Here is a 25369-nt window from a genome sequence, read left to right on the forward strand (position 1 = left end):
ATACCCATATAGAAATTATGGACTAACTGTAATCAGTTACAGTTCGAAAAACGGTCAGCAGTCACATTATTTATAACCAAAAGGCTGAAATATAGAACGATAATTTGAATTTCACGATTTGGTCACGGAAGAACAATGTCATGAATAAAATCTTATTTTCAACAATTGCATTGTTAGGGGCGATATTTAGCTTATCTGCGCAAGGGGAACAGGTACAGGCGTCTGATATTAAGATTCAGAATTTGGTCAAGCCTGTTCACATCAGAATGGCAGCGTTGAAAGGACCTACAGCATTTGGGATGATCCGGATGATTGATCAGGTTGAATCACCTGGAAATAATATCACTCTTTCCTATGAGCTGGTGGCAACACCTCAGGACATGGTGGCCCGTATATCTTCAGGACAGGTTGACATTGCAGCCATGCCGGTCAACCTTGCCGCAAAGTTATATAACAAGATGCGGGCAAAGGGATACGCTATCGGAGCCAGTGTTGGAGATGGTGTGATTTATGCCCTTACTACCAGCAAAGAGAATATCACCTGGGAATCCTTTCGGGGTAAAACGATTAATAGCATTGCTAAAGGGTCGACACCTGATTATCTCACGCAATACGTTTTGAACGGCCGGGGTCTGAAGGAAGGTAAGGATGTGACTCTTCGTTTCACCTATTCTCATCAGCAGTTAGCCCAGATGATGGCTGCAGGTAAGATTGACAACGCGATTCTTCCTGAACCACTGGTTACCATGGTATTAAATAACAATCCTGAAGCGCGGATTTTTTCAGATATGCAGAAAGAATGGGGAGAGTTGAGTGGTACAGGACACAATTATCCCATTTCTCTGGCGGTTGTTTCTCCAAAAATAACGAACAAAGAAGTCCTTGATGCTATTTTTTCAGCATATGAAGAGTCTATTGAATGGGTATTGAATAATCCGGAAAAAGCGGCCTCTGCTATTGAACGTCAGGGTATCATGCCTGCAGCTATAGCATTGAAAGCGATTCCACGCTGTAACCTGAACTTCAGTAAACCGGCAGAGATTAAAAAAGAATTAGAGCTATTTTATGACGTTCTTTTTAGATTTGATCCCGCATCAATAGGCGGAAAGCTCCCAGATGACCAGTTTTACCTCGAATACTAGTTTGATCACTTTTATCAGCATTTTATTTATCCTGCTGCTCTGGAAATCCGGAGCGGTAGTGATCTCTTCTCCGCTTATTCTTCCTCCACCGGAAGAAGTCATTGAAGTCTTTGGTTCTCTGATGAAGAGTCCGGATTTTTTGCATCATTGGATAGCCACTGTGTGGCGGGCAGTGGCTGCTTTTTTTCTTGCCATGACTGCCGGGCTGGTTATCGGCGTTTTTAGCGGGATCAGCCGTGAGTGCCGGGCATTTTTTCAGCCCTATATTATTGTTGTGAGGGCGGTTCCCGTTCTTGCCGTTATTCTTCTGGCTGTTATGTGGCTCGAATCGGACAGAGTGCCTGTGTTTGTGGCTTTCCTTATGGCCTTTCCTCTTTTTGAGCAGAATGTTCAACAGGGCATACGCGAAACCGATCCAGAACTGCTTGAAGCCGCTCAGTTCTACAACTGGAGCAAAAGCGACATCATCCGGCATATTTACCTGCCTTCGTGTATACCATTCCTGTACAGTGCCGTTATTTCAAATGCCGGGCTGACATGGAAGGTGGTCATCGCCGCTGAAATATTAAGTCAGCCCCTTTATGCGATAGGAACCAAAATACAATATGCCCAAATGAATCTGGCTACTGCTGAAGTTATGGCCTGGACATTATTGGCAGTAATTACAAGCGGAGGCGTTGATCGCCTGCTGCGTTTTTCCATGAGGTTCTATGTCCGGAATTATTCTTGATAGGGTAAGTTATTCAATTGGTGAACAAACTATATTCAGGGATATCGACCTGGAAATCCCGGATGGGGAGATCACCGTTATTCTTGGGCCTTCTGGTTGTGGGAAGACCTGTATGCTCAGGTGCATTGCTGGTTTGGCCGGTTTTTCTAAAGGAAACGTTACGAATCCCTATGAAAAATCCATGAGTTTTGTCTTTCAGGAACCGCGCTTATTGCCCTGGTATACGGTTTGCAAAAATCTGGAAATTAACCTGAAGAAGAATTTCCCTGATAAGAAAGAGCGCCTGAGTCAGATTGCAGACTGGCTTGAAAAAACCGGACTGTCAGATAAAACCGCATCTTATCCGGAAGAGCTTTCAGGAGGCATGAAATTTCGTCTTTCTCTGGCGAGAGCGTTCTCGCGGGATTGCCGTTTGCTATTGCTGGATGAGCCTATGCAAGGGCAGGATATTAATACCAAGCAGACTCTGATTCATCTAATCCGTGATATTTGGCAAGAACAGAAAACCACGGCGATATATGTTACTCACGATACGAGAGAAGCCGTTCTTCTTGGGCATCGGATTGTTGTCATGTCTTCTGCGCCTGGAAAAGTGCTAAAAATACTCGACAACCCAGCTATAGCAGAAAAGCTATCTCTTGACGATCCCAGGGTCTTGGAACTGGAGAAAAGACTGTACGAATTTTTACTGACCTGATCCATTCAGACTGTACTCCAAGCTACTCCACTTTATACTTGAATAGTCCCTGACCAATATGTTTTTCATATGAAATAAGCAGTAAATCAAGTCACTTCATCAAAACATGCTGAATCTAAAATCGAGCCCACTACATCATTAAAACTCAACCCTGACTCTTTCGCAGCCATCGGGAACACGCTGCGAGTTGTCATTCCAGGTACGGTATTCATCTCAATAAGATACACTTCATCATTCTCATCTAAAATGACATCGACACGCCCCCAACCACGACAACCTAGTGCTTCATAAGCTTGTAAAGTTATTGATTGCATATGTTTCTGTTGTTCAATAGTGAGGTCACTTGGGCAATGATAGGTGGCACTTTGACTACCAAACTTTGCATCAAAATCAAAGAAAGCTTCAGATTTTATTTGCACCGCAGGCAACGGTTTGCCGCCTAAAACAGCACAGGTGTATTCTCGTCCAATTATAAACGCCTCAACCAAAACGGTATCATCGTATTCAAATGCATTGATTACCGATTCAAATAACTGTGCTTTATTCTCGGCTTTAGTAATACCAATACTACAACCCTGTGTTAAAGGCTTAACAACCACTGGGAATATTACTTGCGACAACATTGCTTCAAGTTCTTTCGCTGACATATTTTTATTTACTGTCAGCCAATCAGCCGTTTTAAGATTGGCAGAACGCCAGACTTCTTTGGTTTTTAATTTATTGAGCGACAGTGCAGACGCTAGCATACCACTTCCGGTATAAGGAATTTTTAGCAAGTCGAGTAATGCTTGAAGATGTCCACCTTCCCCCATGCCACCATGTAATGCGATAAAAACCTTATCAAGATTAAAGAAACCTTGCAGGGTTATATCAATATGTCGAGGATCAATAGACATCACTTCATGGCCCATTGATTCAATTGCATCAGCAATGCACTTCCCCGATTTTAAAGACACCTCTCTTTCACTTGAATCACCGCCCAGTAAAACACCAATTCTCATTCCATACTTCCACTATTATGCATTCAACTGTAACCATGATTGCTGCCTTTAACGTTGATGCGCTCAATTAACAATCAATTTCCCAGTTAAGAATAAGTTCAGTTACTATTGATGACTGAAATCATTGCCCATTCTTTCTTTATCAAGAACGATTAAGTATGCAAAATTATGCACTTATACCAGTTGAGTGTCTAGTTATTCCTACACCAAGCTGTCTATGATCATCGTCACCCTGTCTGAGGGACGATGATCATAAGAAGTAACGTGATTTCTATCCCTGTTTATTCAACGTTATTTGCTTACCCAAACTGAAACGGAACCACCATTCACGGGGAAGTATGCCCAGCCATCGCTGTTCGTCCATACGCTTTCTGCTCTGTTAGACAGGTGATCTTTAAATTCGGTGCTCGCTTTACCTGCGTACATCCATTTACCTCCACCAGCCGCATCAGTCATGATAACAGCCATGGACTGAGGGTGTTCCAGATCGCCTTCACGCGTCCAGCCGATAATGTTCGGATCGTCCATGTAGTTGTTTTGTTTGCCGTAGGCATAATTTTTTCGTGCTGTGATCAACTCTTTCAGGTGCTTCACCGGCACCATATTGATGTCATGCCCTTTGTCCGTGTACTGTGCGCCATAGTAATCGGCATAAAAAACATTGGGGTAGCCTTCTTCTCTCAACAAAATGAAGGCGTAGGCCAACGGCTTGAACCACCAATCGACGGTAGATTCTAATGCCTGCAGCGGTTGCGTATCATGGTTTTCGACAATAGTAACGGCTTTAACAGGGTTATCTTTCATCAAGGTGCCGTCCATGAGCTGTCTCATATCGTAGTTACCACCGGATTTCGATGCCTGATAAAAGTTCATGTGCAACGGCGCGTCGAATAACGACATCGCACCTTGTGTTTTAGTGATGAAATTATGCAGGTTATTAACGTCATAATTCCAATATTCACCCACAGTAAATAATTCTTTACCTGTTTTGTTTCGCAAATACTGGATCCATTCCTGTAGGTATTGATACTTGATGTGTTTTACTGCATCTAATCTGAAACCATCGACTCCCGTTGTCTTGATATACCATTCGCCCCAATCCTTTAGCTCTTGCTTAACTTCAGGGTGATCCATATCTAAATCGGCATACATCAGGTAATCATAATTGCCTTTTTCTGAGCTGACTTCCCAGTCCCACGCTTTGCCGATGCCTTTAAATTTGAATATTGCTTTTTCTTTGCCGGCATCATCCCAGTCTACGCCATCAAAGTGATACCAGGTCCAGTGAAAGCTGGAGTATTTATCGTTTCTTCCCGGGAAGGTAAAATCAACCCAAGCTTCAATCCATTTGTCGCCGATTTCTTTGTTTCTGTCGTCCCAGTCAACTTTCTTAGTATCTACCCATACTTTATTGTCAGCTCCGCCACGATGGTTGAATACAACATCACCATAAATTTGAATATTGTTTTTATGGGCTTCGCTAATAGCGGTAAGGTATTGCTCTTTCGTACCATATTTGGTTCGCACAGAATCTTTCTGATTAAACTCACCCAGATCATACATATCGTACACACCATAACCGACATCGGAATTACCGCCGGCACCTTTATAGGCGGGTGGCAGCCAAAGTGCCGTAATACCGTTTTGTGCAAGATCTGGGGCGTTATTTTGAACATCACTCCACAATGTCCCATCATTATTATTGTACCAGTGGAAGTATTGCATCATGGTTCCGTTTTCAGATGCATTTACGCTGAAAGATAGCAGAAGGGTAATAGATAAAGACAGACCACGTTTAATTTTAAAGCACGTCATGTTTCATTCCTATTTTTTAATTATTATTTCGCTTTATAATGGATTAACGTGGCTCTTGATATATAGCAAAAGCCAATATTTGAGCAATCCGTCATTCTGTGCAGTGATTTAAGTCAGATTTTTGGACTTGATGCCAATAATCCGATTGGACGTTAGATGGCTGTAATGAGCCTTAGTTTTAAGTCTTCAGATCATGTGTAAACTCACCAACGAACCACTAAAACTGATCGGCCACTCCATTCACTGAAAAGGGATTTTTCGTGTTACATATTACCCTCTTTGTGTTTATTGCTAATGCCCTCGCCTTACTGCTGATTGCATTGCTTGGCCACTTTTTTGCGCCTCTCTCTGAGATCCCTGCTAGTGATTATCTGTTTTATAGCTGCATTATACAGTGGGGGATCGCTAAATTGGTTTGGGATGGCGGGCATGAGAGCACTACGCTTTCACACGATCCTCATGCACGGAAAGTGATGACTATGGTGAAGGGCTTCGACTTTGATGCTGACAGACTTGAACAGCGCGCAGCCAATATTCATTTCGGTATGAAGATGTTTATTGCAGGTATTCCCCCACTTGTGGGCTGTCTGGTTCTTTCGTTCTTATAATTCACACTCTGACGGCTTGCCCTAATTACTTATAGGACAAACCGATCAGAAGTGAATTAATCTAAAAAGTAATAGTGCTCAATATGCAACACCAAGTTGTTGTACTGTAGCTGATTGCTCTGCATTAGGAATACGGAATATCATCGCGTAACAAACAGGCAGTACCAGCAGCGTCAGCAGTGTGGCAAAACCAAGGCCAAAGATGATGGTCACTGCCATCGCCATAAAGAACGGATCAAACAGCAACGGGATCATACCTAGCATGGTGGTGATCGCAGCCATACAAACCGGACGCACACGGCTCACCGATGATTCAAAGATTGCCGCATAAGGATCTTTACCCGCATCTAACTCAGCATTGATCTGATCCACCAGAACGATACCGTTTTTGATGATCATCCCGGTTAAACTCAGCACGCCCAAAATAGCCATGAAACTCATTGGCGCATCGAACAGAAGCAGACCGGATGCGATACCAATTATCGCCAGCGGTACAGTAAACCAAATCACTAACGGTTGCCTCACTGAGTTAAACAGCAACACGGTGATCAGGAACATCGCCAGATAACCCATTGGCAGAGAACTGAAAATACTTGCCTGGGCATCGCGGGACGTTTCATATTCACCGCCCCACTCCAGCTCATAACCGTCAGGTAATGGAATGGCTTCAATGCTGCCGCGGATCTTACGGTGCACCGAATCAGCGGTTTCATCCGTTCCCAGTATCGGATCAGCCATCACTGTCAGCAAACGCTTGCGATCACGACGCATAATAATTGGATTTTCCCACTCGGTCTTAAAGTCACGGACCAACTGAGTCACCGGCACAAAGGCATTATTTTCGGCGCTCCACACCTGCAATTTCAGCAAACTGTCGGCGTCCAGTCGCTCCTGCTCCGGTGCCCGGGCAACAACTGGCATCAGGTGGCTTTGTTCACGGTAAGTACCCACTGTCATACCACTGAAGTTAATCAGCATTGCCGTGTCAAGATCTTGCTTGCTGATCCCCACTTCCCTCGCCTGAGCCGGGTTTAGCTGCGGACGAACGACCATCACCTGGTTACGCCAGTCATGACGCACATTTACGGCTGATGGCTCGTCCAGCATGACCTGCTCGACCTGCGTGGCCAGCTGCCGTAATACCTCAGGATCTTCACCATAGAGGCGTGCTTCAATTTTTGCTGCCGGTGACGGACCATTCTCCAGCATTTTGACGCGGAACTGGGCTTCGGGGTAATTATCCTTCAAATGCTTGGTCAGACCCGGCATGTTTGCCTGCTCCGCTGCAAGATCTGTCATTTCGATCATCAGCTGGGCATACGCGTCATAACCTTTCTCGGGAACATATGGCAATACAAAACGTTGTGCGCCCTGGCCAATCACCGAGGTGACATTCTTCAGACCAATATGATTCTCTTGCTCATAAGCGATAATTTCATCTTCAATCTTGCTGACAAAATCTTCGGTACCGCGAATATCCGTCCCTTCCGGCAACCAGACATCAACAAAGAAGATTGGCGTATTAGAAGCCGGGAAGAACACATTTTTCACGTGCCCCATACCCATCACTGCCACGATTAGCATGGCAACCACTGCTGCAACGGTCAGCGCCCGGAAACGCATCGCAAAAGTCAGAATGCCGCGGTAGGCATTGAAGAACCAACCTTTATACAGCTCTTGCGGCTCATCGCTGACTTCGCCATCTTTAAACAGCATGTGACAGAAGAACGGGGTGATCGTAATCGCCGTGATCCAACTGAAAAACAGTGAAATCAACAATACCTTGAACAGCGATCCACAGAACTCCCCCGACGCATCTTGTGACAGGCCAATTGGCGCAAAGGCCATAATCGCAATCACTGTTGCACCAAGCAAAGGCCACTGGGTCTGCTTTACCACATCGCCAGCAGCTTCCAGTCGGGTTTGCCCGCGCTGGATACCGATCAAGATCCCTTCGGTAACCACAATGGCGTTGTCGACCAGCATCCCGAGCGCGATGATCAGGGCCCCCAGTGAGATGATCTGCAGCTGAATGCCCAGAACATTCATCACAATAAAGGTGGCAAAAATCGTTAACAGCAGCACCGCGCCGATCAGCAAGCCAGATCGCAGTCCCATAAAGACCAGAAGCACTACAATTACGATAGCAACAGATTCAGCAAGGTTGAGCAGGAAACCTGCCACCGAGACATCAACTACAGCCCCTTGGTCATAAACCGTATTCAGGTCCATGCCTACCGGCAGGTGGCTTTCAAGTTGCTCGATTTTGTCTGAGATCGCCTTAGATACATCAACAACATTGACCCCAGAGGTGAACGATATACCCAGTGACAGCGCCTTTTGACCCATGTTGTGGTACAAAAGATCCGGTGTTTCCGTTTCCGTTTTATAAACCTTGGCTATATCACCGAGATAGACCAGATTCTGGCTACGCGGAGGGCTGACGAGCAGCTGCTCCATCTCTGTAACATCGGCAAATTCACCGGTTGGGTGGATCCGGATCCGCCCGTCACCCACACGAATTTTACCTGCATTTGAAACAACGTTTTGTGTCTGGATAAGGCCGTAGATGTAGTTCTGATCTAAGCCCAATGCCGCAAGTTTCTGCTGGCTGATCTCAACCACCACCTGTTCTTGGGGAGCACCGACCACGGAAACCTTTTTCACGCCATCAATCAGTACCAGCTCGCGACGTAAGAAGTCGGCATAATTCTCCAGTTCGCGATAGCTGTAACCTTCACCTTTGATGTTCATCAGAATGCCGAACACATCTGAGTAATCATCAATGACCATCGGGGTAACGGCGCCCGGAGGCAGATCGGATACCGCATCATTTACCTTACGGCGAAGCTCATCCCAAATCTGCGGCAGCATAGTGGCATCGTAGCGATCCTCCATCTCCACATCAATTTGCGACAACCCTGCACTGTTAATTGAGGTAATGTGCTTGATCTGCTTCATCTGCTGGATAGCATCTTCCAGCACCAGCGTCACTTCTTCTTCAACCTGCTCTGGCGACGCGCCCGGGTACGGCGTAATTACCAACGCATTTTTAATGGTAAATTCCGGAAACTCTAACTGGCCAAGGCCGATAAAGGAGATGGCCCCGCCAATCAGCATCAGCAGAACAAACATCCAACTGATGACTTTATTTTTAATACTGTAATGAGCAACATTCATCAATTAAACGCCTCGTTCCCAGCGAAGAGGTTTCACATCCATGCCCGGTTTCAGAACGCTCGCGCCAACGGCAACAATCTGGTCGCCTTTATCAAGACCTGACAGCACTTCGATCCCTTGTGCTCGTACCTGGCCTAACGTCACTGCAACAGAATCCAGTTTTTTTGTTTCAGCGCTGTAACGCCATACCTTCGTTAAGCTATCTTCATCACTCTTGAATATCGCGGTTTGCGGCAATACTGCAATTGTGCCTACGCTGTCTTTATTCATTGCCGACATATTAAGCAGAAGCTCGGCACTCATACCAGGCAATACATTAAGCTGTTCAAGTTGATCCAGGCTAAATACCACTTCATATGTTTGGGTACCCGGCGAAACCTTGCTTGCATGCTCTTTATAGGTGACAGGGAAAAGCTCATTGTGCGAACCAAAGCGGACCTGAGGCTGAAATTTCTCATCCAGCTGCTTATTGTTCAGGGTAAGCAATAGCGACTCAGGTAACTCGATTTGTACATCAAGCTGCTGATTGCCCTGCAGAGAAAGTACCGTCTGAGAAGGTTGGATCATCTGGTGGTTATCAAGCTCAACTTTAGCCACAATGCCAGAAAACGGTGCAGTTAAACGTGTGTAGTCGAGTTGATCTCGCGCAGTAGAAAGTGCCGCTTTTGCTGATTTCAATGTCGCTTTAGCCGTATCAAACTCCGCTTTTGAGATCAGTTTTCGCTTGAAGATTTCTTCTTTACGCTTGAAATCAGCTGCCGCCAGATCATAGTTCGCTTCTGCATTGAGCAAGGCATTTTTTGCATCACGATCATCAAGCTTTGCCAGTAACTCACCCTGAGTAACCTGCTGGCCTTCTGTCAGATTCAATTTCACCAATTCGCCATTAATACGAAAGGCCAGATCAGCCTGCTGACTCGCCGCTATCTTAGCGGGAAAAATGCGTGTCTGCTGAGCCGCAGTATCACCGATAGTCATGAGTTTCACCGGGCGAACCGATGCGGTCTGCGAGACTGCACTTTCTGCAGAATCGCACCCAGTCAGGACAGTGCCTGATAAAAGTAGAGCAAGCATGCTCAAAGTGGCCGATTTCATTGAATTATTCTCTGTTGGTATCTATTGAGCGCGAATATAACGTGCTATTATGTTGAAAAAAATAAAACTATTTGAAACCCTGAGTTCCACTTTTCAGAACTACGATTATCAGTACAAAATTCGAGCGGATATACTATGAAAACCGAAGATATCAAATTGTTCCATCAGATCGTTGAAACCGGTAGCATGGTACATGCATCAGAAATCCTTGATTTGCCAAAATCAAACCTCAGCCGCCGCTTAAAAGGGCTGGAAGAAGAACTTAATATCTTGCTGTTTCACCGCCAGAACCGCTCAATGCTGCTAACGGAAGCCGGTGAAAAGTTTTATAAGCAAACCAAGCCAATCCTCAATCAGCTTGAAACTACTATTCAGGAAGTCACTGCACCCAGCAATGAGATCGGCGGCCATCTGAGAATTCAGCTACTGCCGCTGCCAGACTTACTGATGATCGGAAAGATGATTTTTAAGTTCATGGATCTTTACCCCAAGATCACTGTTGAGGTACTGACTAGTTCAGAAGATAAAAACTTAGCAGAAAACCATATTGATGTTGCGTTCAGGATTGCCATTGGCCAAACCCTGAAAGATTCCTCTTTGATTGCCCGACCATTTAAATCGGCCCATCTCAGTTTTTATGCCAGCCCCGACTATATTAAAGAATGTGGTCTCCCTGCCAGCCCGGATGAACTGAAGCACCACAACGTGCTCCGCTTTCGCGCCCCTGATGGTCAGATCTACAGCCAATTAGAGCTTGGCTCTGGACAAAAAAAGGTGGAAGTCTCTGGTAATTTAGTCATAAACAGCGCCCCTCTAATCATTGAGGCCGGCTTACAGGGCAGAGGCATTATGTTTATACCAGAAGATATCGCTAACCATTATGTAGAAAAGGGAGAACTGGTGAGGTTATTCGAGGACATTGAACCATCAGTCAACTTCGGATGGCTGGTGTATCCTTCCCGTACTCATATGTCACTGACAGCCCGTACCTTCATTGACTTTATGATGTCAAACGTTGAAAACAACGCGTCGATGATTGACGAATCGGAAGATATCCGACGGCTGCTAATTTAATCTCCCCATCAAACAGGTGTGTAAGAACAATACAAGCCACACAAAACGCCATAGACTATTTATTCAAAATAGTCCTATTCTGCCACGAAATTTCAAGAGTTTGCCTATCACATCCAAGCAACTATTTCTGGGCTTATGGTACTGTGGTGTTCGTCCTATTTTCAGTACCGCTCCAAACCTGCCCCCATCAAAAGAAAGAACGTGACCATCTGATCTGAAATAATCGGGATTATTTCTGTTTCGGTCGGAAATTAATCACTTACAATTTAATGGCGCAACAAGTGCTTGATGCCGCAAAATGGCAAAAAGCAGATTTATTCAAACCGCTAACAACGGCACAATTTAGTTAACCAGAACACAACCTGCATATAGCCAAGGTTACACTGTCACCTTGAAGTTTTGCTGTCCAGATGTGGCAACTGGATTGACACACCTCAGAGCGGCATTACCAGATACCTCATGACAATTAATAATAACAGCGAATGGCTGCTGGTCATCGACAACGGCACCCAAAGTGTACGTGCATTGGTTTTTGATCTACAGGGGCAACTGATTGCCAAATCTAAGATCAAACTGACGCCGTACGTGAGCCCTCAACCTGGCAGGTGTGAGCAGGACGGTAACTATTACTGGCAAAAACTTTGCGAGGCTTGTCAGCTGCTTTGGCAGCAAGGCATCGATAAATCCCGTATCAAGGCGATGTCAGTGACGACTCAGCGCGGCACGATGCTGCCGCTTGATGCCGATGGCGAACCATTGCGACCGGCTATTCTCTGGCTCGATCAGCGAAAATATCGCCCGAATACAGGTATGGGATGGTTTTGGGATAACAGCTTTAAGCTTTTGGGCCTGACCGAAACAATTGATACTTTTCGCCAAAAAGCACAGCCCAACTGGATTTATCAGGCTGAGCGTGAGATCTGGGATAAAACCCATAAGTTCACTTTCCTTTCTGGCTTCTTTCACCATCGATTAACTGGCGAATGGGCTGACTCATCAGGTTCACAGGTTGGTTACCTGCCTTTTGACTACAAAAAACACAAATGGGCCAGCGATCTGGACTGGAAATGGCGGGCATTGCATATCAAGCCGGAGCAACTGCTCCAGCTGGTTAAACCCGGCACCCGGATAGGTCAGGTTACAGCTCAGGCGGCAGAACAAACCGGGATCCCCGAAGATCTGCCGGTTATTGCTGCTGCTGCCGATAAAGCCTGTGAAGTACTGGGGTCAGGCGGCCAATCGTCTGAGATTGGCTGTTTAAGTTTCGGCACAACAGCCACTATCAATGTCACCATGTCGAAATATGTCGAGGCGGTTCGCTTCCTACCGCCTTATCCATCCGCAATCGCCGGCTCCTACTGCTCTGAAGTGATGCTCTATCGCGGGTTCTGGATGGTCAGCTGGTTCAAGGATCAATTTGCCCATTTAGAACAAATCAAAGCCGAACAGACTGGCGTTGAAGCCGAATCATTATTCGATGAGCTGGTGAATTCAGTCCCGCCCGGCTCGATGGGGCTGATGCTACAACCCTATTGGGGCCCCGGTGTGAAACAGCCCGGTCCCGAGGCCAAGGGTGCCGTCATTGGATTTGGCGATGTGCATACCAGAGCTCACCTCTATCGGGCTATTTTAGAAGGTCTGGCTTTTGGCCTGAGAGAAGGCCTGGAAGCCATTGAAAAACGAAGCGGCTATAAAATATCGGAACTGCGGGTATCCGGAGGCGGCTCACAAAGCGATGCCGCAATGCAAATTGCTGCCGATATCTTCGGTCTGCCAGCCTTCAGGCCGCATACATACGAAACATCGGGCTTGGGTGCCGCGATTGATGCTGCCGTCGGCATCGGGCTGCACGACAGTTTCACTGAAGCGGTTCAGGCCATGGTCCATAAAGGGCAGTGTTTTGAACCCAACCCGACGCATCACCAAATGTACGATAAACTCTATAATCAGGTTTATCTCGATATCTACAAAAAGCTCCAGCCCCTGTACGCGAAAATCCGCGAAATAACTTGCTACCCCGAATAGGTATAAAAAACCCTTTTGCCATAAAAGAAGCAAAAGGGTTTTCAGTAAGAAACGGTACTAATACCTAAACTTGTCATCCCGTAAAGTGAGAAACGAACTTATACGGAATCTAAGGGGCACACGGTTAGAGGTGGATCCCGGATATCTCGTCCCTCAATTCCGGGATGACGGTGCTTCAACGCTTGATAATTTATGTGGAAAAACACGAGCAGTTAAGACGATTACAGGTGCTCACCACGACGCAGTGCATCAATACGTTTTTCCAGTGGCGGGTGCGTCATGAACAGTTCAGACAACGATTTCTTACCATTGATACCGAAAGCCATCATTGACCCCTCTAGCTGAGATTCCTGGCTAAGTTTAAGGCGCTCAAGCGCTGCAATCATCTTATCTCTACCAACCAAATGAGCTGATCCCGCATCGGCCTTAAATTCACGGTGACGGCTATACCACATGGTCAGAATGCTTGCCAGGAAGCCAAACAGCACTTCCATAATTGAAGATACGATGAAGTAAGTCATGTAGCTACCGCCTTCGCCTTCTTCGTCGCTGCTGTTAACGCCACTAACAATACCGGCAACTAAACGAGAAACGAAGATAACAAAAGTATTCACGACGCCCTGCATCAGAGTCATGGTGACCATGTCACCATTCGAAATGTGGCTGATTTCATGTGCCAGTACGGCTTCCGCCTCATCGCGCGTCATGCTGTGCAGCAATCCTGTTGATACTGCGACTAATGAATCATCACGCTTCGCGCCTGTTGCAAACGCGTTGATATCGGCAGAATCATAGACCGCGACGGTCGGCATACCGATACCGGCATTTTGCGCCTGACGAGAAACCGTTTCCATAAGCCAATGCTCGGTTTCATTGCGCGGGTGTTCGATAACCATCCCACCCACAGAGCGAAGTGCCATTTTCTTTGACATAAACAAAGAAAACAGCGAGCCGCCGAAACCAAACAGTGCAGCCATCACCAACAGGCCAGAAAGACTACCAGGCTGGAGGTCAGTGACAGCATAAATAACGTTCAGGACAACACTGAAAACCAGCATTACGGCAAGGTTAGTTGCCAAAAACAATGCAATTCGCTTCATATTTACAATTTTCTCCAACAAAAGAAGCTTCTGATATTTACACCAAACAGAATTATTATGGTGTCACAGATTTAAGCAATCTATCAAGAGTGTCCCACCTATTATTCCGGTTAGATATTTACAGTATGGTCGATCAAAGTGATTAAAAGTGAAAGTTGTAAATTGTTACCATTCGTAATGATCAAAACCAACTCTGTAAGTCAATACGCTGATTTTACACATTCGTGATAATTGATAACACCCTTTGTTAATGAAAGATTACAAATGGTGGTTGTCTGAATCAATAGAAAATCCGGTAATTACAGATATTCGTTCTTTTGTTTTATCGCAGCTTTATATACAGCTTCAGCCACTTTGTTGTGAGCATCCCTATCTAAGGATGCCGGCACTAAAGCACCATTTTTCGCCAGTGCCGACAAGGTTTCTGAGACGGCAATTTTCATCTGGTGAGTGATTTTTGTAACATCAGCATCTAGTGTACCTTTGAATAAACCCGGAAACGCCAGCATGTTATTCACCACTTTACCGCAGGTGGCAAATAGTGCGCCATTTTCTAAAGCTACACTGGGTTCAATTTCCGGATCAGGGTTGGTTAATGCCATGATAATTTGACCTTCACGAACCATTTCTGGTTTTATTAAACCTCTCACCCCTGTGGTGGCCACTACCACATCGGCGGTTGCCATAACCTCATCTAAACTTAATGGCTTCCCGCCTAAGCTGCGAAGTTTCTTTTGTGCATCAATACTTAGATCGCAACCAACAACATCTTTTACGCCATATTCTATGAGCAAGCTACAAATGCCCATCCCTGCAGCACCAAGACCTATTTGGCCGAATACACGATCTTTTAAGTTAACCCTAGCTTGCCTTGTAGCAGATAACAGTGCAGCTAATACCACCATGGCGGTTCCATGTTGATCATCATGAAAAACTGGCTTATTTACTCGCTCAATTAATTCATCTTCAATAGTAAAGCATTCAGGAGCTTTTATATCTTCCAATAAAATAGCACCAAAAGATGGTGAAATAGCTTCGACAATTTCAATGATTTTTAACGGGTCTTTTTCTTTTAACAATATAGGTACGCCAGATAAACCGACTATTTCGGCCAGTATCGCGGCTTTACCTTCCATTACCGGTAAACCCGCTTCCGGGCCAATATCCCCTAAACCTAGAATGGCGGTACCATTGGTAACTATAGCTACAGTATTTTGAAGGTTAGTAAAATCCTTTATTTTACTCGGAGTTTGTTGTATTGCCTGGCAAACTCTGGCAACGCCAGGAGTGTATACATCTCTTAAAATTTCTAAAGAGTCTATAGTAATGGTCGATACGGTTTTAATCTTACCTTGCTTATGACGATTAAAAACTCGATCTGACTTGCCGGTTATAAAGGTATCTGGAAGAAGATTGATTTGCTCAGATAATTCTTCAATGCTTAGCGAATCATCATATTCTACAGTGACCTCCCAAATTGTGTCTTTATCTAAACGACGAACCGCATTTAAGCCTTCTACCGTTGCACCAAACTCACCAATCACACCAAGAACTTTGGCCATATAACCAGGTTTATGTGGGGCTTCTACTAATAGTATTTCAACAATGCGCATATCCACCTCTGGCTCATGATGTTTTTGATTAAAAATAATACGTTATCAGGTCCAATCACATTTGACGATAGCTTGCTAATAAGAATAATGGAAAAATACTTATTGGAATAAATTTCATATGAAATTTCACCCCACATTCCATACTACCTGTAAGGTGCTGATTTAGTTCATTTCCCTCTCAAATTACGTCTAATTACGTCTAATTACGCATACAGATGAACAATTATTACTGGTAGACAGTTATAAGATTAGGCGTGGAAGGTCAGATTGGAGTATCACGCCCTTTTCATCGTTGACAAATAAAGGGATCGATTGTTCATGTAGCAAGGCATCAGCGCTTAAGCTTTGATGCTTTTCGGGGGATTAGACTCAGGTCTTAGACTTTAGTCTTATTGCATCAGGAAAAAAATTTGACTATGTTTGTCAGGACATTTATTTTATTTCCTCGTTAATTTATCAAGGAAGGATCATGGCCGACCAAGAGAAATACCAAGTTGCGATTGATATCCTATGCTGCCATCTTGGCATGACAGTTGATGAAGCTCATAAAGAATTAGGGCTGGACACATCAGGCAAGAAGCCACTGACAAATACGCAAGAAGCACTTATCGGCCTAACTGACGATAATTGCTAAGCTATTCAAAGAATACAGAAAAGGCACCGATTGGTGCCTTTTTCGTTAGCGCTGTATCGAGGTGCGAGTTCTAATCTCTCGAGTCTCGGAGCGAAGCATCAGCCGCTTCTGCCGACTAAAGCCCCAGAGGCTCTAAATCAATGTACTTCGACAAGTCGCGCTTTTTGATGCCCGGCATATAAGGAATTTCACCTAACTTTTTACCTGGCAGATTGTCTTCCAGCATCCGAATAAGTTCAGCGTAGTTTTCCAGTCCCGGATTGATCCGGTTCGCAACCCAGCCAACCAGCTCTAAACCATCATGTTGAATCGCTTCTGCCGTCAAAATAGCGTGGCTTAAACAGCCCAGCTTGACACCGACCACCAGGATCACCGGTAATTTTTCACGTTTTACCCAGCTTGAGAGGTAATCGCTGCGTGATATCGGTACGCGCCAGCCACCCGCACCTTCAATTAACACGGCGTCTGACTTCGCCTTCAGGTTTTCTAAACCTTGTGACAGCACGTCAAAATCAATGACGCGATCTTCGTGTTCCGCAGCCAGGTGAGGGGAAATCGGCGCTTCAAAAGCGTAAGGGTTAACCTCATCATATTCCAGCTCAACAACTGAAGCAGCCTGGATATACAATGCGTCTGAATTACGCATACCTTCACTTGTTAACGTACTATCTGACGCCACAGGCTTATAACCCGCCATCTTTATATTCGCGCTGGCAGCTGCGTGTAAAATTGCGCGAGAAGCAACAGTTTTACCAACTTCGGTATCTGTTCCTGTTAGAAAGAAAGCGTTAGTCATTAATAATTACTCCAAAACAGACTTGATATGTAGCTGGCAGTTGTCCTTTCTCATCTCGAAACTCATCGTAGGCGCTTTCTAATGCCTTAATCGTTTTACGACCGGCCAAGCCTGCTTTGCGCCCTTGTTGCAGATGTGTCGCCCCTATCCCTTTAAGATCCTTCATGAGTCCAACTGCCGCTGGATAGTTCACTCTAATTGGCGTGAATTCTAGGGTATCGATTACACAGCCCGCTTGCGCCAGCGCAAGTTTTATGGCGTTTTGCGAAAGAAATTGGTTCACATGTTGATATTGATCAACCTGCTTCCACGCTTGGACAAGCTCATACAGAGAACCCTCTACTAAAGTGGTAAAGAGGATCAACCCACCCGGTTTAACTACTCGCTTCAGTTCTTTCAGCGGCACTGACAGGTCATCACACCACTGCAACGCCAGGCTGGAAAAGGCGGTATCAAATTGGTTATCACTAACAGGCAGACACTCGGCGTCGGCTTCAAGGTACGTCACCTCATCGCCGCAACGTAACCTAGCTTGATCCAGCATTTGCAACGACAAGTCTGCAGCACAAACCTGATAGCCCCGTTGGCTTAAATGCTGCGAAAAGTAGCCAGTACCGCAACCTAAATCAAGCGCTTTACTTCCGGCATGGGAGCCGGCCGACAGCCGGTCTAATAACCGATGGCCGACTTCACGCTGAAACGCCGCAGCATTATCATAGTGCTTGGCCGCTCGGCCAAAGGCTTCTGCAACCGCTCGTTTATCGACTGGCGACATTTTATCAACGTCCATTGAGATCTGCGCCATGTGCGTCTCATGAGTGACAGCATTCATTCTGTTAGCCATGAATCACCTCATTTAAAGTTGTTGCCAAGTACTCAATATCGGCAAGCGTATGTGCTGCAGTTAAGGTGATTCTTAAACGTGCACTGTTTACCGGAACAGTGGGCGGTCGTATGGCGCTCACCCACAGCCCTTGTTCTTTTAAAGCCTGTGACGCAGCCACAGCCTGCGCACTCTCACCAATCATCAGCGGCTTTATGGGGGTTTGGGTGTCAACTAAACGGATCCCACCATCTAGCCTGGCGGTCAGGTGATGACTTAGCTCTTGCAGTTTTTCGCGACGCCAATCGCCCTGTTGGATCAAGCGGCAAGCGGTACTTAAGGCATACGCTTGTGCCGGCGGCATGGCTGTTGAATAGATAAAGTGGCGGGCAAATTGGATCAGGTATTCCGCGGTATTTTCATCACATAATACGGCCGCGCCTGATAAGCCAAACGCTTTACCAAAAGTGACGACTAAGATATCAGCCTTCACATTAGCATGCGCACAACTACCGCGTCCTTGTTCACCTAAGACACCACAGCCATGGGCATCATCAACCATCAACCAGCTGTCATGCTGACGACAAAGCTGAGCCATTTCGGCGAGTGGCGAGAGATCCCCATCCATGCTGAATACGCCTTCGGTGATCACCAAAGGCGTTGCTTCTTGTTTATCGGTATTCACAGCCGTTTTGCCATTGCCGAGTTTATTAAGAGAGCGGGTTAATGCTGTCATATCGTTATGGGCAAAACGACGCATGGAGGCAGGAGATAACATGCCCGCTTCCATCAGCGAGGCATGATTGAGCTTATCTTGCAGCAGAAGGTCGTTCTTCTCCGGCAAGGTAAAGAGTACGGCCTGGTTAGCACTGAATCCGCTGTTAAACAGCAAGGCACGGTCATAACCCAACCAGTCGGCTAGCTGAACTTCAAGTTCTTGATGAGCGGTATGAAAACCCGTTACAAGAGGTGATGCACCACTGCCCGTGCCGTAGCGCGTTAAGCCTTCCTGCCATGCGGCAAGCAAAGCCGGATCTTGCGCCAGACCGAGGTAATCGTTGCTGGAGAAGTTAACGAACGATTGACCGTAAGCCTGAACCCTTTGCCTGTCGCGAGACAAGCAAGCACGCTGGCGATATAACCCCCGGCTCTTTCGCTCAGCCAGTGCCTGCTCAATTTTTTGATTAAAGCTTCGATTAAATTGACGCATCGTAGAACAAGTCATCTTTGTCCGGACGGGCAGCAACCCGCTGTGCTACTTGCCCCAGCAGTTCTTGCTCTTGAATTTCATCAGGTTTAGTCACTTTTTCCTGACTATTAATACCCAGTTTCGCAAATAGCTGCATATCTTTATCTTCACCTGGGTTTGGTGTGGTGAGTAATTTACAACCGTAGAAGACTGAGTTCGCCCCCGCCATGAAGCACAGCGCCTGCATTTGTTCATTCATGTCTTCACGGCCCGCAGACAGACGAACTGCCGACATTGGCATGATGATACGGGCAACCGCGATGATCCGGATAAAATCAAACGGGTCAACATCATCGACATCTTCAAGTGGCGTACCTTTGACTTTTACCAGCATATTAATTGGTACACTTTCCGGGTGAGTCGGCAAAGTTGCTAGCTCAACTAACAGGCCGGCACGGTCTCGAGAGCTTTCACCCATACCGATAATACCGCCCGAGCAGATTTTCATTCCAGCATCACGGACATGGCTCAGGGTATCTAAACGATCCTGATAAGTACGGGTGGTGATAATGTTGCCGTAGTATTCCGGCGACGTATCCAGGTTGTGGTTATAGTAATCCAGACCGGCATCAGCCAGTTCATCAGCCTGATCACCGGTGATCATTCCCAGTGTCATACAGGTTTCGAGGCCCATTCCTTTCACGCCGCGGATCATATCCATCAAATAGGGCATATCGCGTTCTTTCGGGTTCTTCCAAGCCGCCCCCATACAGAACCGGGTTGCACCAGACGATTTCGCTTTCTTCGCGGCGTCAAGTACACTCTCCACTTCCAGTAAGCGCTCACGTTCTACATCAGTACGATAATGCGCACTCTGTGGACAGTACTTACAATCTTCCGGGCATGCACCGGTTTTAATTGATAATAAAGTACTTACCTGCACTTTGTTTGGTTCGTGATACTGGCGATGTACCTGCTGCGCTTCAAACACCAGATCCATAAACGGCTTTTCAAATAAGGCTTGAACTTCCTCGACTGTCCAGTCGTGACGTACTTCCACGTGTAGTAACCTCTTCTTTATTATCATTTCACATCTGAACAATGCACCTGTCGGTTTCTAAGGCGAAGACTTCACAAATCATTGTTCAAACAGGTTTCAATACTTGGCTAGTCTACTTCTAGTGAGTAGACTGTCAACCAAGAATAAGATTGAAGGTTTACAACTGTGCAAAACTCAACCAGCTACATTGATCTGGAATTTGACCAACAACACGTTTGGCACCCTTATACATCGACTATCATTCCGCTGCCTTGTTACCCTGTCGAAAGCGCACAGGGCGTATACCTGAAACTTGAAGATGGTCGGGAATTGATTGATGGCATGTCATCATGGTGGTCTGCCATACATGGCTATAACCACCCGGCTCTGAATCAAGCAGCTAAAAGCCAGCTTGATAAAATGTCGCATGTCATGTTTGGTGGCATTACCCACCAGCCTGCCGTCGAGCTGTGTCGCAAGCTGGTAGCACTGACTCCAGCGCCACTACAACACGTTTTTTTGGCCGATTCCGGCTCTGTCGCCGTTGAAGTTGCACTGAAAATGGCCTTGCAATACTGGCATGCAAAAGGGCAGCGTCGTCCGAAATTTCTGACCGTACGTCATGGCTATCATGGTGATACATTTGCCGCGATGTCGGTCACCGATCCCGACAATTCTATGCACAGCCTTTATAAAGGCTTCTTACCCGAACACATTTTCGCAGAATCCGCTGAGTGCGGTTTCTATGATGAGTGGTGTGAAGACGACATCACTGATTTTAGGAACAATCTGATCGCCTATCGCAACGAACTGGCGGCTGTTATTATCGAGCCCGTCGTTCAGGGCGCGGGGGGGATGCGTATTTACCACCCGACTTATCTGACCCGTATTCGCCAATTATGCGATGAGTACGATGTGCTGCTTATTGCCGATGAAATCGCCACCGGATTTGGTCGTACGGGCAAAATGTTTGCCTGTGAACATGCCAATATCAGCCCTGACATCATGTGTGTAGGAAAGGCACTGACAGGTGGCTACATGACATTATCAGCCACTTTAACAACCAAACATGTTGCCGACACGGTATGTAGCGGGGAAGCCGCCTGCTTTATGCATGGCCCGACTTTTATGGGCAATCCATTAGCTTGTGCGGTAGCAAATGCCAGTCTTGAACTGCTGATGCAAGGTGATTGGCAGCAGCAGGTTCATAATATTGAGCGGCAACTGGCTGAAACGCTTCCTGAAATCGGAAAACTTAATAAGGTGAAGGCAGTACGCTGGTTAGGGGCGATAGGCGTCGTCGAACTGCATGAAACGGTCAACATGGCCGAAATTCAAAAATCCTTCGTAGACAAAGGTGTCTGGATTCGCCCTTTCGGCAAGCTTATCTACATCATGCCACCTTTTATTATTAAGCCTCAAGAACTTAGCTGTCTCACTTTAGCAATTTTGCAAATACTTCAATAGTATCGAAAAGCAGACAAATTCCTATATTTGTCTGCTTATAATCAATATTGGTAGTACTAGTACTGCATCACAGAAGTTTTGACGAGTTCAGTCACCAAACGTCGTCATTCCGTAAAGTGGGGAACGAACTTATACGGAATCTAAGGCGCACACGGTTAGATCTGGATCCCGGATATCTCGTACCTCGATTCCGGGATGACGTGTTTAGCTGCTTCAACTATTCATAATTTATGTGAAACAGACACTAATGATCATTTCGATCACTTGAGCGAATTCGCGCTACCGGAAATCATTACTAGTAACGATATCAGTAAGGATTAAGAATGATGCGTTTACCCCTTTTCCCTCTGCAACTTTACTTGTTACCCGGTGGTATTAGTAAGCTGAGGATTTTTGAAGCTCGATACACTCGTTTAGTCAAGCTGGCTATGGCGTCAAGCGATGGCTTTGGGCTCTGTATGAAAGACGATGATAAAATCTGTCATTTTGGTACCCGTGCCATCATAACCGACTTTGAGAGTCTGCCCGATGGCCTGTTAGGCGTAACGATTCAAGGTGTTGATAAGTTCATTATTAATGACTATTGGCACGAAGATGACGGCTTGCACTTTGGTGATGTTAGCCTGATGGACAACTGGTCAAAGACTGAAATTAGATCCATTGACCGTGACGTCCCCAATACCCTGAGAGTTTTGCTTAAAGAATACCCTGAACATTCAGTCAATTATCCAACCCCTGATTTTGAGGATATGACATGGGTCTGCCAACGGTGGTTGGAAATTCTTCCTTTAGATACAACTCAGAAACAGTGGTTTATGAGTAGAAACGATCATCGTGCCGCACTCTCTTTTCTGCATGGCGTGATTGATGAAAAATATAGAAATAATTAGTCCATTTCATATCTCAATAGATGCTAGCGGATCCTAGCATTGTTGAGACTTTTTGTTGTAATTTTACTACAATTGTTGTGCTTGATAATTAATTCCTTTTTCCAGCATCGCTCTAGACTTGCCTGCTACCTTGATACCCAAACTATTTCAATTAGGTAACAATCACAAAATCATTGTTTCCAATAACCCACCAATCAAGATAACCGCTCGACTGTCCCATTAATACAACTAGATGATAACTAGGTTAATAATCTAATATTGTGATTATTAACAGATCGATTTTAGTAACAATTAGTTCAATTTTCAGAACATTTACGATAAATAAATTCATAGCCAGCCAGTATTTCCTACTTAAAATACTCTCCCGATTGTGACTCCGGCAAGTTCGTGTGCAGCAACTGTAAAAAAGTACCCGAAATATCTGGCTGATGAGCCAGATTGGGCTGAACGTGCACAAAATATTGCAGATCGCCTTTATGAACTGACATTGTTCATTGTCGGTCAGCTGGGTGTTGAGAATGTTGGTGCTCGCCTTAACGGCCGCGCGGTTTATCACCCTTCTTGTAGCCTGATCCGCAAACTGGGTGTACGAGAAGAGCCACTTCGTTTGCTGGCTACACCAGAAAACCGGCAAAAAGGATCCAAGCTCTAATCGAGCATATCCGTGAACGTTATATGGAAATCAAAGATCATTTCTGATACCGACAAGAAGACAAAAAAAACACAGCCTGAGCTGTGTTTTTGATACCAATTAGTATTAGTGGCTAAGTTAACCTTCAACCAACTTCATCAGCAAATGGCCGTCATACATGGCTTGCTTGACCAGTGCCGCCCCCGGCATAGTTGCCTGAGTATAAAAACAGCTTTCTTCAATCACTAATTCCCGGTTATAGACCGGCAGCGACTGAGTACGAATACACTCCATTATCGCTGGATAAAGAACATTCTTTGCTCGATTAAACTCACCACCGATCAGGATCTTCTGCGGATTAAACAGATTTACCATAATGGCAATGGCTTGCCCCAGGTTATGACCCAACTCAATGATTACCTGCCTTGCCAAACTGTCACCGGCCACTGCTGCGTCACAAATCTTCTCGATGGTCAGTACCGTGCCATACAGGCTGGACGGATGCCCTTCCCTTAGTCGTTGGTCAATCTGCTCCAAAATAGCGCTGAGACTGGCAACGGTTTCTAAACAGCCATGATTGCCACAGAAACAGCGTTTGCCATAGGGTTTGATCTGGATATGCCCCAATTCTCCGACATTACCCGTACTGCCCTGCAATACCTTGTCATCGAGGACAATACCTGCTCCTACTCCCTGATGAACAGAGATCAGGATAGAATTTGCCACGCCACGTGAATTGCCAAATAGCTTCTCAGCCAGCGCCCAGGAACGGGTATCATTACCGATAAATACGGGCAATCCCGTTGCCTCATGAATAACCGGCCCCAGTGACAGATTACGAACATTGTAGTGCGGCATCTGCAAGACAATGCCTTCCTGCGCATTGACTAATCCCGGTAGTGTCACCGCAATGGCGGTGATCCGATCAAGCTCACTGACATGATTGGCAAAAAACACATTAATTTCAGACAGTAACTTCTCGACGACGGCATCCTGATTAAGTTCTTCAATATTCTGGCGTTCCTCAACCAGAATATCCCCCCCCAACTCATGCAAGGCGATCGTCAAGTAACCACGCCCTAGCCTTAGAGATAAAAACTGCCAACCTTCATTGGCCGGCAATAGCCCAATAGCTGGCCGGCCTCGGCTGGTAGACTCTTGATATTCGGTTTCTTTTATAAGGTGAGCATCAATTAACTCACGGGTAATTTTAGTAATACTGGCCGGTGCGAGCAGGCTTCGCTTAGATAATTCAATGCGCGAAATAGGTCCATATTGATCAATAAGCTTGTATACGCTGCCAGCATTATTTCGTTTTATATGGTCAATATGTCCTGGCTGTGCGACATACATCTTGTATGCTCCCGTAATAAAAATCAGAAAAACAACAAATTAATAAATAGATGCTAACACCACCAACTACAAAAAACAAAATTTGTTAACAACCTTTAATTCTCAGCCTAAAAAAAAACTGATTTTCACTAAAGCATGAACAGCTTTTTTTGAATATTAGCCTCAACAAACCTCTCATTAAGAGGATTAGCTCACAGATTTCATTCTCCAAGCAATCTAAAACATGATCAAATTTTCGTGTGAAGGATGTGAAGTGCATATCACTAACAACATTTTTCATGGTCTAAATTAAATCAATCCCTTCCTTGTTCGATGTATATCACACCACTGTTATAATAACGATACAATCAGCATATAAAACACAATGCTTAAGCTGATATTTTTCCTGAAAGCGAGTCTTCACCAGATTTAACCGCGTTAAATCTGTTATAGGGGGACGTCTGTGTGAAATTTTTGCTATGTAAGCA

The 25369-nt window shown here is 45.5% G+C and carries 21 protein-coding genes; 10 read left to right on the forward strand and 11 right to left on the reverse strand.

Annotation, left to right across the window (positions count from 1 at the left end; genetic code table 11):
* Positions 1-140 precede the first annotated feature (140 nt).
* From C9I89_RS00415 to C9I89_RS00425, 3 genes are read left to right on the forward strand one after another with little or no spacing between them, the layout of a single operon-like run.
* A complete protein-coding gene (locus tag C9I89_RS00415) occupies positions 141-1142 on the forward strand; it encodes an ABC transporter substrate-binding protein (protein ID WP_107281374.1) in 1002 nt (333 codons plus the stop codon).
* The gene (locus C9I89_RS00420; protein WP_107281375.1) at positions 1117-1872 is read left to right on the forward strand and encodes an ABC transporter permease; all 756 of its coding nucleotides are present in this window, start codon (positions 1117-1119) and stop codon (positions 1870-1872) included. Before C9I89_RS00415 ends, C9I89_RS00420 begins: the two co-directional genes overlap by 26 nt.
* On the forward strand, positions 1853-2569 hold the full coding sequence (locus C9I89_RS00425) for an ABC transporter ATP-binding protein (RefSeq protein ID WP_107281376.1): 717 nt from the start codon (positions 1853-1855) through the stop codon (positions 2567-2569). Before C9I89_RS00420 ends, C9I89_RS00425 begins: the two co-directional genes overlap by 20 nt.
* A gap of 86 nt (positions 2570-2655) precedes the next feature.
* On the opposite strand, the gene C9I89_RS00430 is transcribed toward C9I89_RS00425, so the two are convergent.
* Both C9I89_RS00430 and amyS read right to left on the reverse strand, forming a co-directional pair.
* Entirely contained in the window at positions 2656-3570 is a 915-nt protein-coding gene (locus C9I89_RS00430; protein ID WP_107281377.1) for a D-alanine--D-alanine ligase family protein, read from the reverse strand.
* A gap of 291 nt (positions 3571-3861) precedes the next feature.
* Positions 3862-5385, reverse strand: a complete 1524-nt coding sequence (amyS, locus tag C9I89_RS00435) for an alpha-amylase (RefSeq protein WP_107281378.1) — start codon at positions 5383-5385, stop codon at positions 3862-3864.
* Positions 5386-5645: 260 nt separating this feature from the next.
* Between amyS and C9I89_RS00440 the strand changes: the two genes are divergently transcribed.
* Complete coding sequence (locus C9I89_RS00440) at positions 5646-5993, forward strand: hypothetical protein (RefSeq protein WP_107281379.1); 348 nt, start codon at positions 5646-5648, stop codon at positions 5991-5993.
* Between the two features lie 78 nt (positions 5994-6071).
* Here C9I89_RS00440 and C9I89_RS00445 read toward each other — a convergent pair whose 3' ends face one another.
* Together C9I89_RS00445 and C9I89_RS00450 are read right to left on the reverse strand one after the other, a co-directional pair.
* Positions 6072-9173, reverse strand: a complete 3102-nt coding sequence (locus C9I89_RS00445) for an efflux RND transporter permease subunit (protein WP_107281380.1) — start codon at positions 9171-9173, stop codon at positions 6072-6074.
* Between the two features lie 3 nt (positions 9174-9176).
* Positions 9177-10268, reverse strand: a complete 1092-nt coding sequence (locus tag C9I89_RS00450) for an efflux RND transporter periplasmic adaptor subunit (RefSeq protein ID WP_107281381.1) — start codon at positions 10266-10268, stop codon at positions 9177-9179.
* Between the two features lie 135 nt (positions 10269-10403).
* On the opposite strand from C9I89_RS00450, the gene C9I89_RS00455 reads away from it, so the two are divergent.
* Both C9I89_RS00455 and C9I89_RS00460 read left to right on the forward strand, forming a co-directional pair.
* A complete protein-coding gene (locus tag C9I89_RS00455) occupies positions 10404-11342 on the forward strand; it encodes a LysR family transcriptional regulator (protein ID WP_107281382.1) in 939 nt (312 codons plus the stop codon).
* A 459-nt stretch (positions 11343-11801) separates the two neighbouring features.
* Positions 11802-13367, forward strand: a complete 1566-nt coding sequence (locus C9I89_RS00460; protein WP_107281383.1) for an FGGY-family carbohydrate kinase — start codon at positions 11802-11804, stop codon at positions 13365-13367.
* Positions 13368-13588: 221 nt separating this feature from the next.
* Here the strand turns inward: C9I89_RS00460 and htpX are convergent, their stop codons facing one another.
* Positions 13589-14467 (reverse strand): protease HtpX, encoded by an 879-nt coding sequence (gene htpX, locus C9I89_RS00465; protein ID WP_107281384.1) that lies wholly within the window; start codon positions 14465-14467, stop codon positions 13589-13591.
* A 299-nt stretch (positions 14468-14766) separates the two neighbouring features.
* Positions 14767-16080, reverse strand: a complete 1314-nt coding sequence (locus tag C9I89_RS00470) for a malic enzyme-like NAD(P)-binding protein (RefSeq protein ID WP_107281824.1) — start codon at positions 16078-16080, stop codon at positions 14767-14769.
* A gap of 469 nt (positions 16081-16549) precedes the next feature.
* Between C9I89_RS00470 and C9I89_RS22370 the strand changes: the two genes are divergently transcribed.
* Positions 16550-16714, forward strand: coding sequence for a hypothetical protein (locus C9I89_RS22370; protein ID WP_170107590.1), 165 nt, complete (start codon positions 16550-16552; stop codon positions 16712-16714).
* A 115-nt stretch (positions 16715-16829) separates the two neighbouring features.
* Here C9I89_RS22370 and bioD read toward each other — a convergent pair whose 3' ends face one another.
* From bioD to bioB, 4 genes are read right to left on the reverse strand one after another with little or no spacing between them, the layout of a single operon-like run.
* The gene (gene bioD / locus C9I89_RS00475) at positions 16830-17510 is read right to left on the reverse strand and encodes a dethiobiotin synthase (RefSeq protein WP_107281385.1); all 681 of its coding nucleotides are present in this window, start codon (positions 17508-17510) and stop codon (positions 16830-16832) included.
* Positions 17503-18354, reverse strand: coding sequence for a malonyl-ACP O-methyltransferase BioC (gene bioC / locus C9I89_RS00480; protein ID WP_107281386.1), 852 nt, complete (start codon positions 18352-18354; stop codon positions 17503-17505). Before bioC ends, bioD begins: the two co-directional genes overlap by 8 nt.
* Positions 18347-19558, reverse strand: coding sequence for an 8-amino-7-oxononanoate synthase (bioF, locus tag C9I89_RS00485; protein WP_245905369.1), 1212 nt, complete (start codon positions 19556-19558; stop codon positions 18347-18349). Before bioF ends, bioC begins: the two co-directional genes overlap by 8 nt.
* Positions 19530-20582: a biotin synthase BioB gene (gene bioB / locus C9I89_RS00490; protein WP_107281388.1), complete on the reverse strand. Its 1053-nt coding sequence runs from the start codon at positions 20580-20582 to the stop codon at positions 19530-19532. The genes bioF and bioB overlap by 29 nt, the downstream gene beginning before the upstream one ends.
* Positions 20583-20747: 165 nt before the next feature.
* Between bioB and bioA the strand changes: the two genes are divergently transcribed.
* From bioA to C9I89_RS00505, 3 genes are all read left to right on the forward strand, one after another.
* Positions 20748-22028 (forward strand): adenosylmethionine--8-amino-7-oxononanoate transaminase, encoded by a 1281-nt coding sequence (bioA, locus tag C9I89_RS00495; RefSeq protein WP_107281389.1) that lies wholly within the window; start codon positions 20748-20750, stop codon positions 22026-22028.
* 323 nt (positions 22029-22351) lie between these two features.
* Positions 22352-22918, forward strand: coding sequence for an LON peptidase substrate-binding domain-containing protein (locus C9I89_RS00500; protein ID WP_425440396.1), 567 nt, complete (start codon positions 22352-22354; stop codon positions 22916-22918).
* Between the two features lie 370 nt (positions 22919-23288).
* Positions 23289-23570 carry a (Fe-S)-binding protein gene (locus C9I89_RS00505; protein ID WP_281258227.1) on the forward strand — a complete coding sequence of 94 codons (282 nt, stop codon included), beginning with the start codon at positions 23289-23291 and terminating at the stop codon, positions 23568-23570.
* 117 nt (positions 23571-23687) lie between these two features.
* Here C9I89_RS00505 and mlc read toward each other — a convergent pair whose 3' ends face one another.
* Positions 23688-24902 carry a sugar metabolism global transcriptional regulator Mlc gene (gene mlc / locus C9I89_RS00510; RefSeq protein ID WP_107281390.1) on the reverse strand — a complete coding sequence of 405 codons (1215 nt, stop codon included), beginning with the start codon at positions 24900-24902 and terminating at the stop codon, positions 23688-23690.
* Between the last annotated feature and the right edge of the window lie 467 nt (positions 24903-25369).

Origin of the sequence: Photobacterium lipolyticum, assembly GCF_003026475.1 — a bacterium.
Classification (GTDB): Bacteria; Pseudomonadota; Gammaproteobacteria; order Enterobacterales; family Vibrionaceae; genus Photobacterium; species Photobacterium lipolyticum.

Coding starts and splice junctions, on each gene's coding strand:
- bioD (WP_107281385.1), bottom strand. CDS start 17,510: ATGACTAACGCTTTCTTTCTAACAGGAACAGATACCGAAGTTGGTAAA.
- bioF (WP_245905369.1), bottom strand. CDS start 19,558: ATGACTTGTTCTACGATGCGTCAATTTAATCGAAGCTTTAATCAAAAA.
- C9I89_RS22370 (WP_170107590.1), top strand. CDS start 16,550: ATGGCCGACCAAGAGAAATACCAAGTTGCGATTGATATCCTATGCTGC.
- C9I89_RS00455 (WP_107281382.1), top strand. CDS start 10,404: ATGAAAACCGAAGATATCAAATTGTTCCATCAGATCGTTGAAACCGGT.
- C9I89_RS00460 (WP_107281383.1), top strand. CDS start 11,802: ATGACAATTAATAATAACAGCGAATGGCTGCTGGTCATCGACAACGGC.
- C9I89_RS00415 (WP_107281374.1), top strand. CDS start 141: ATGAATAAAATCTTATTTTCAACAATTGCATTGTTAGGGGCGATATTT.
- C9I89_RS00450 (WP_107281381.1), bottom strand. CDS start 10,268: ATGAAATCGGCCACTTTGAGCATGCTTGCTCTACTTTTATCAGGCACT.
- bioC (WP_107281386.1), bottom strand. CDS start 18,354: ATGGCTAACAGAATGAATGCTGTCACTCATGAGACGCACATGGCGCAG.
- C9I89_RS00420 (WP_107281375.1), top strand. CDS start 1,117: ATGACCAGTTTTACCTCGAATACTAGTTTGATCACTTTTATCAGCATT.
- C9I89_RS00445 (WP_107281380.1), bottom strand. CDS start 9,173: ATGAATGTTGCTCATTACAGTATTAAAAATAAAGTCATCAGTTGGATG.
- amyS (WP_107281378.1), bottom strand. CDS start 5,385: ATGACGTGCTTTAAAATTAAACGTGGTCTGTCTTTATCTATTACCCTT.
- mlc (WP_107281390.1), bottom strand. CDS start 24,902: ATGTATGTCGCACAGCCAGGACATATTGACCATATAAAACGAAATAAT.
- C9I89_RS00430 (WP_107281377.1), bottom strand. CDS start 3,570: ATGAGAATTGGTGTTTTACTGGGCGGTGATTCAAGTGAAAGAGAGGTG.
- C9I89_RS00470 (WP_107281824.1), bottom strand. CDS start 16,080: ATGCGCATTGTTGAAATACTATTAGTAGAAGCCCCACATAAACCTGGT.
- htpX (WP_107281384.1), bottom strand. CDS start 14,467: ATGAAGCGAATTGCATTGTTTTTGGCAACTAACCTTGCCGTAATGCTG.
- C9I89_RS00500 (WP_425440396.1), top strand. CDS start 22,352: ATGATGCGTTTACCCCTTTTCCCTCTGCAACTTTACTTGTTACCCGGT.
- C9I89_RS00425 (WP_107281376.1), top strand. CDS start 1,853: ATGTCCGGAATTATTCTTGATAGGGTAAGTTATTCAATTGGTGAACAA.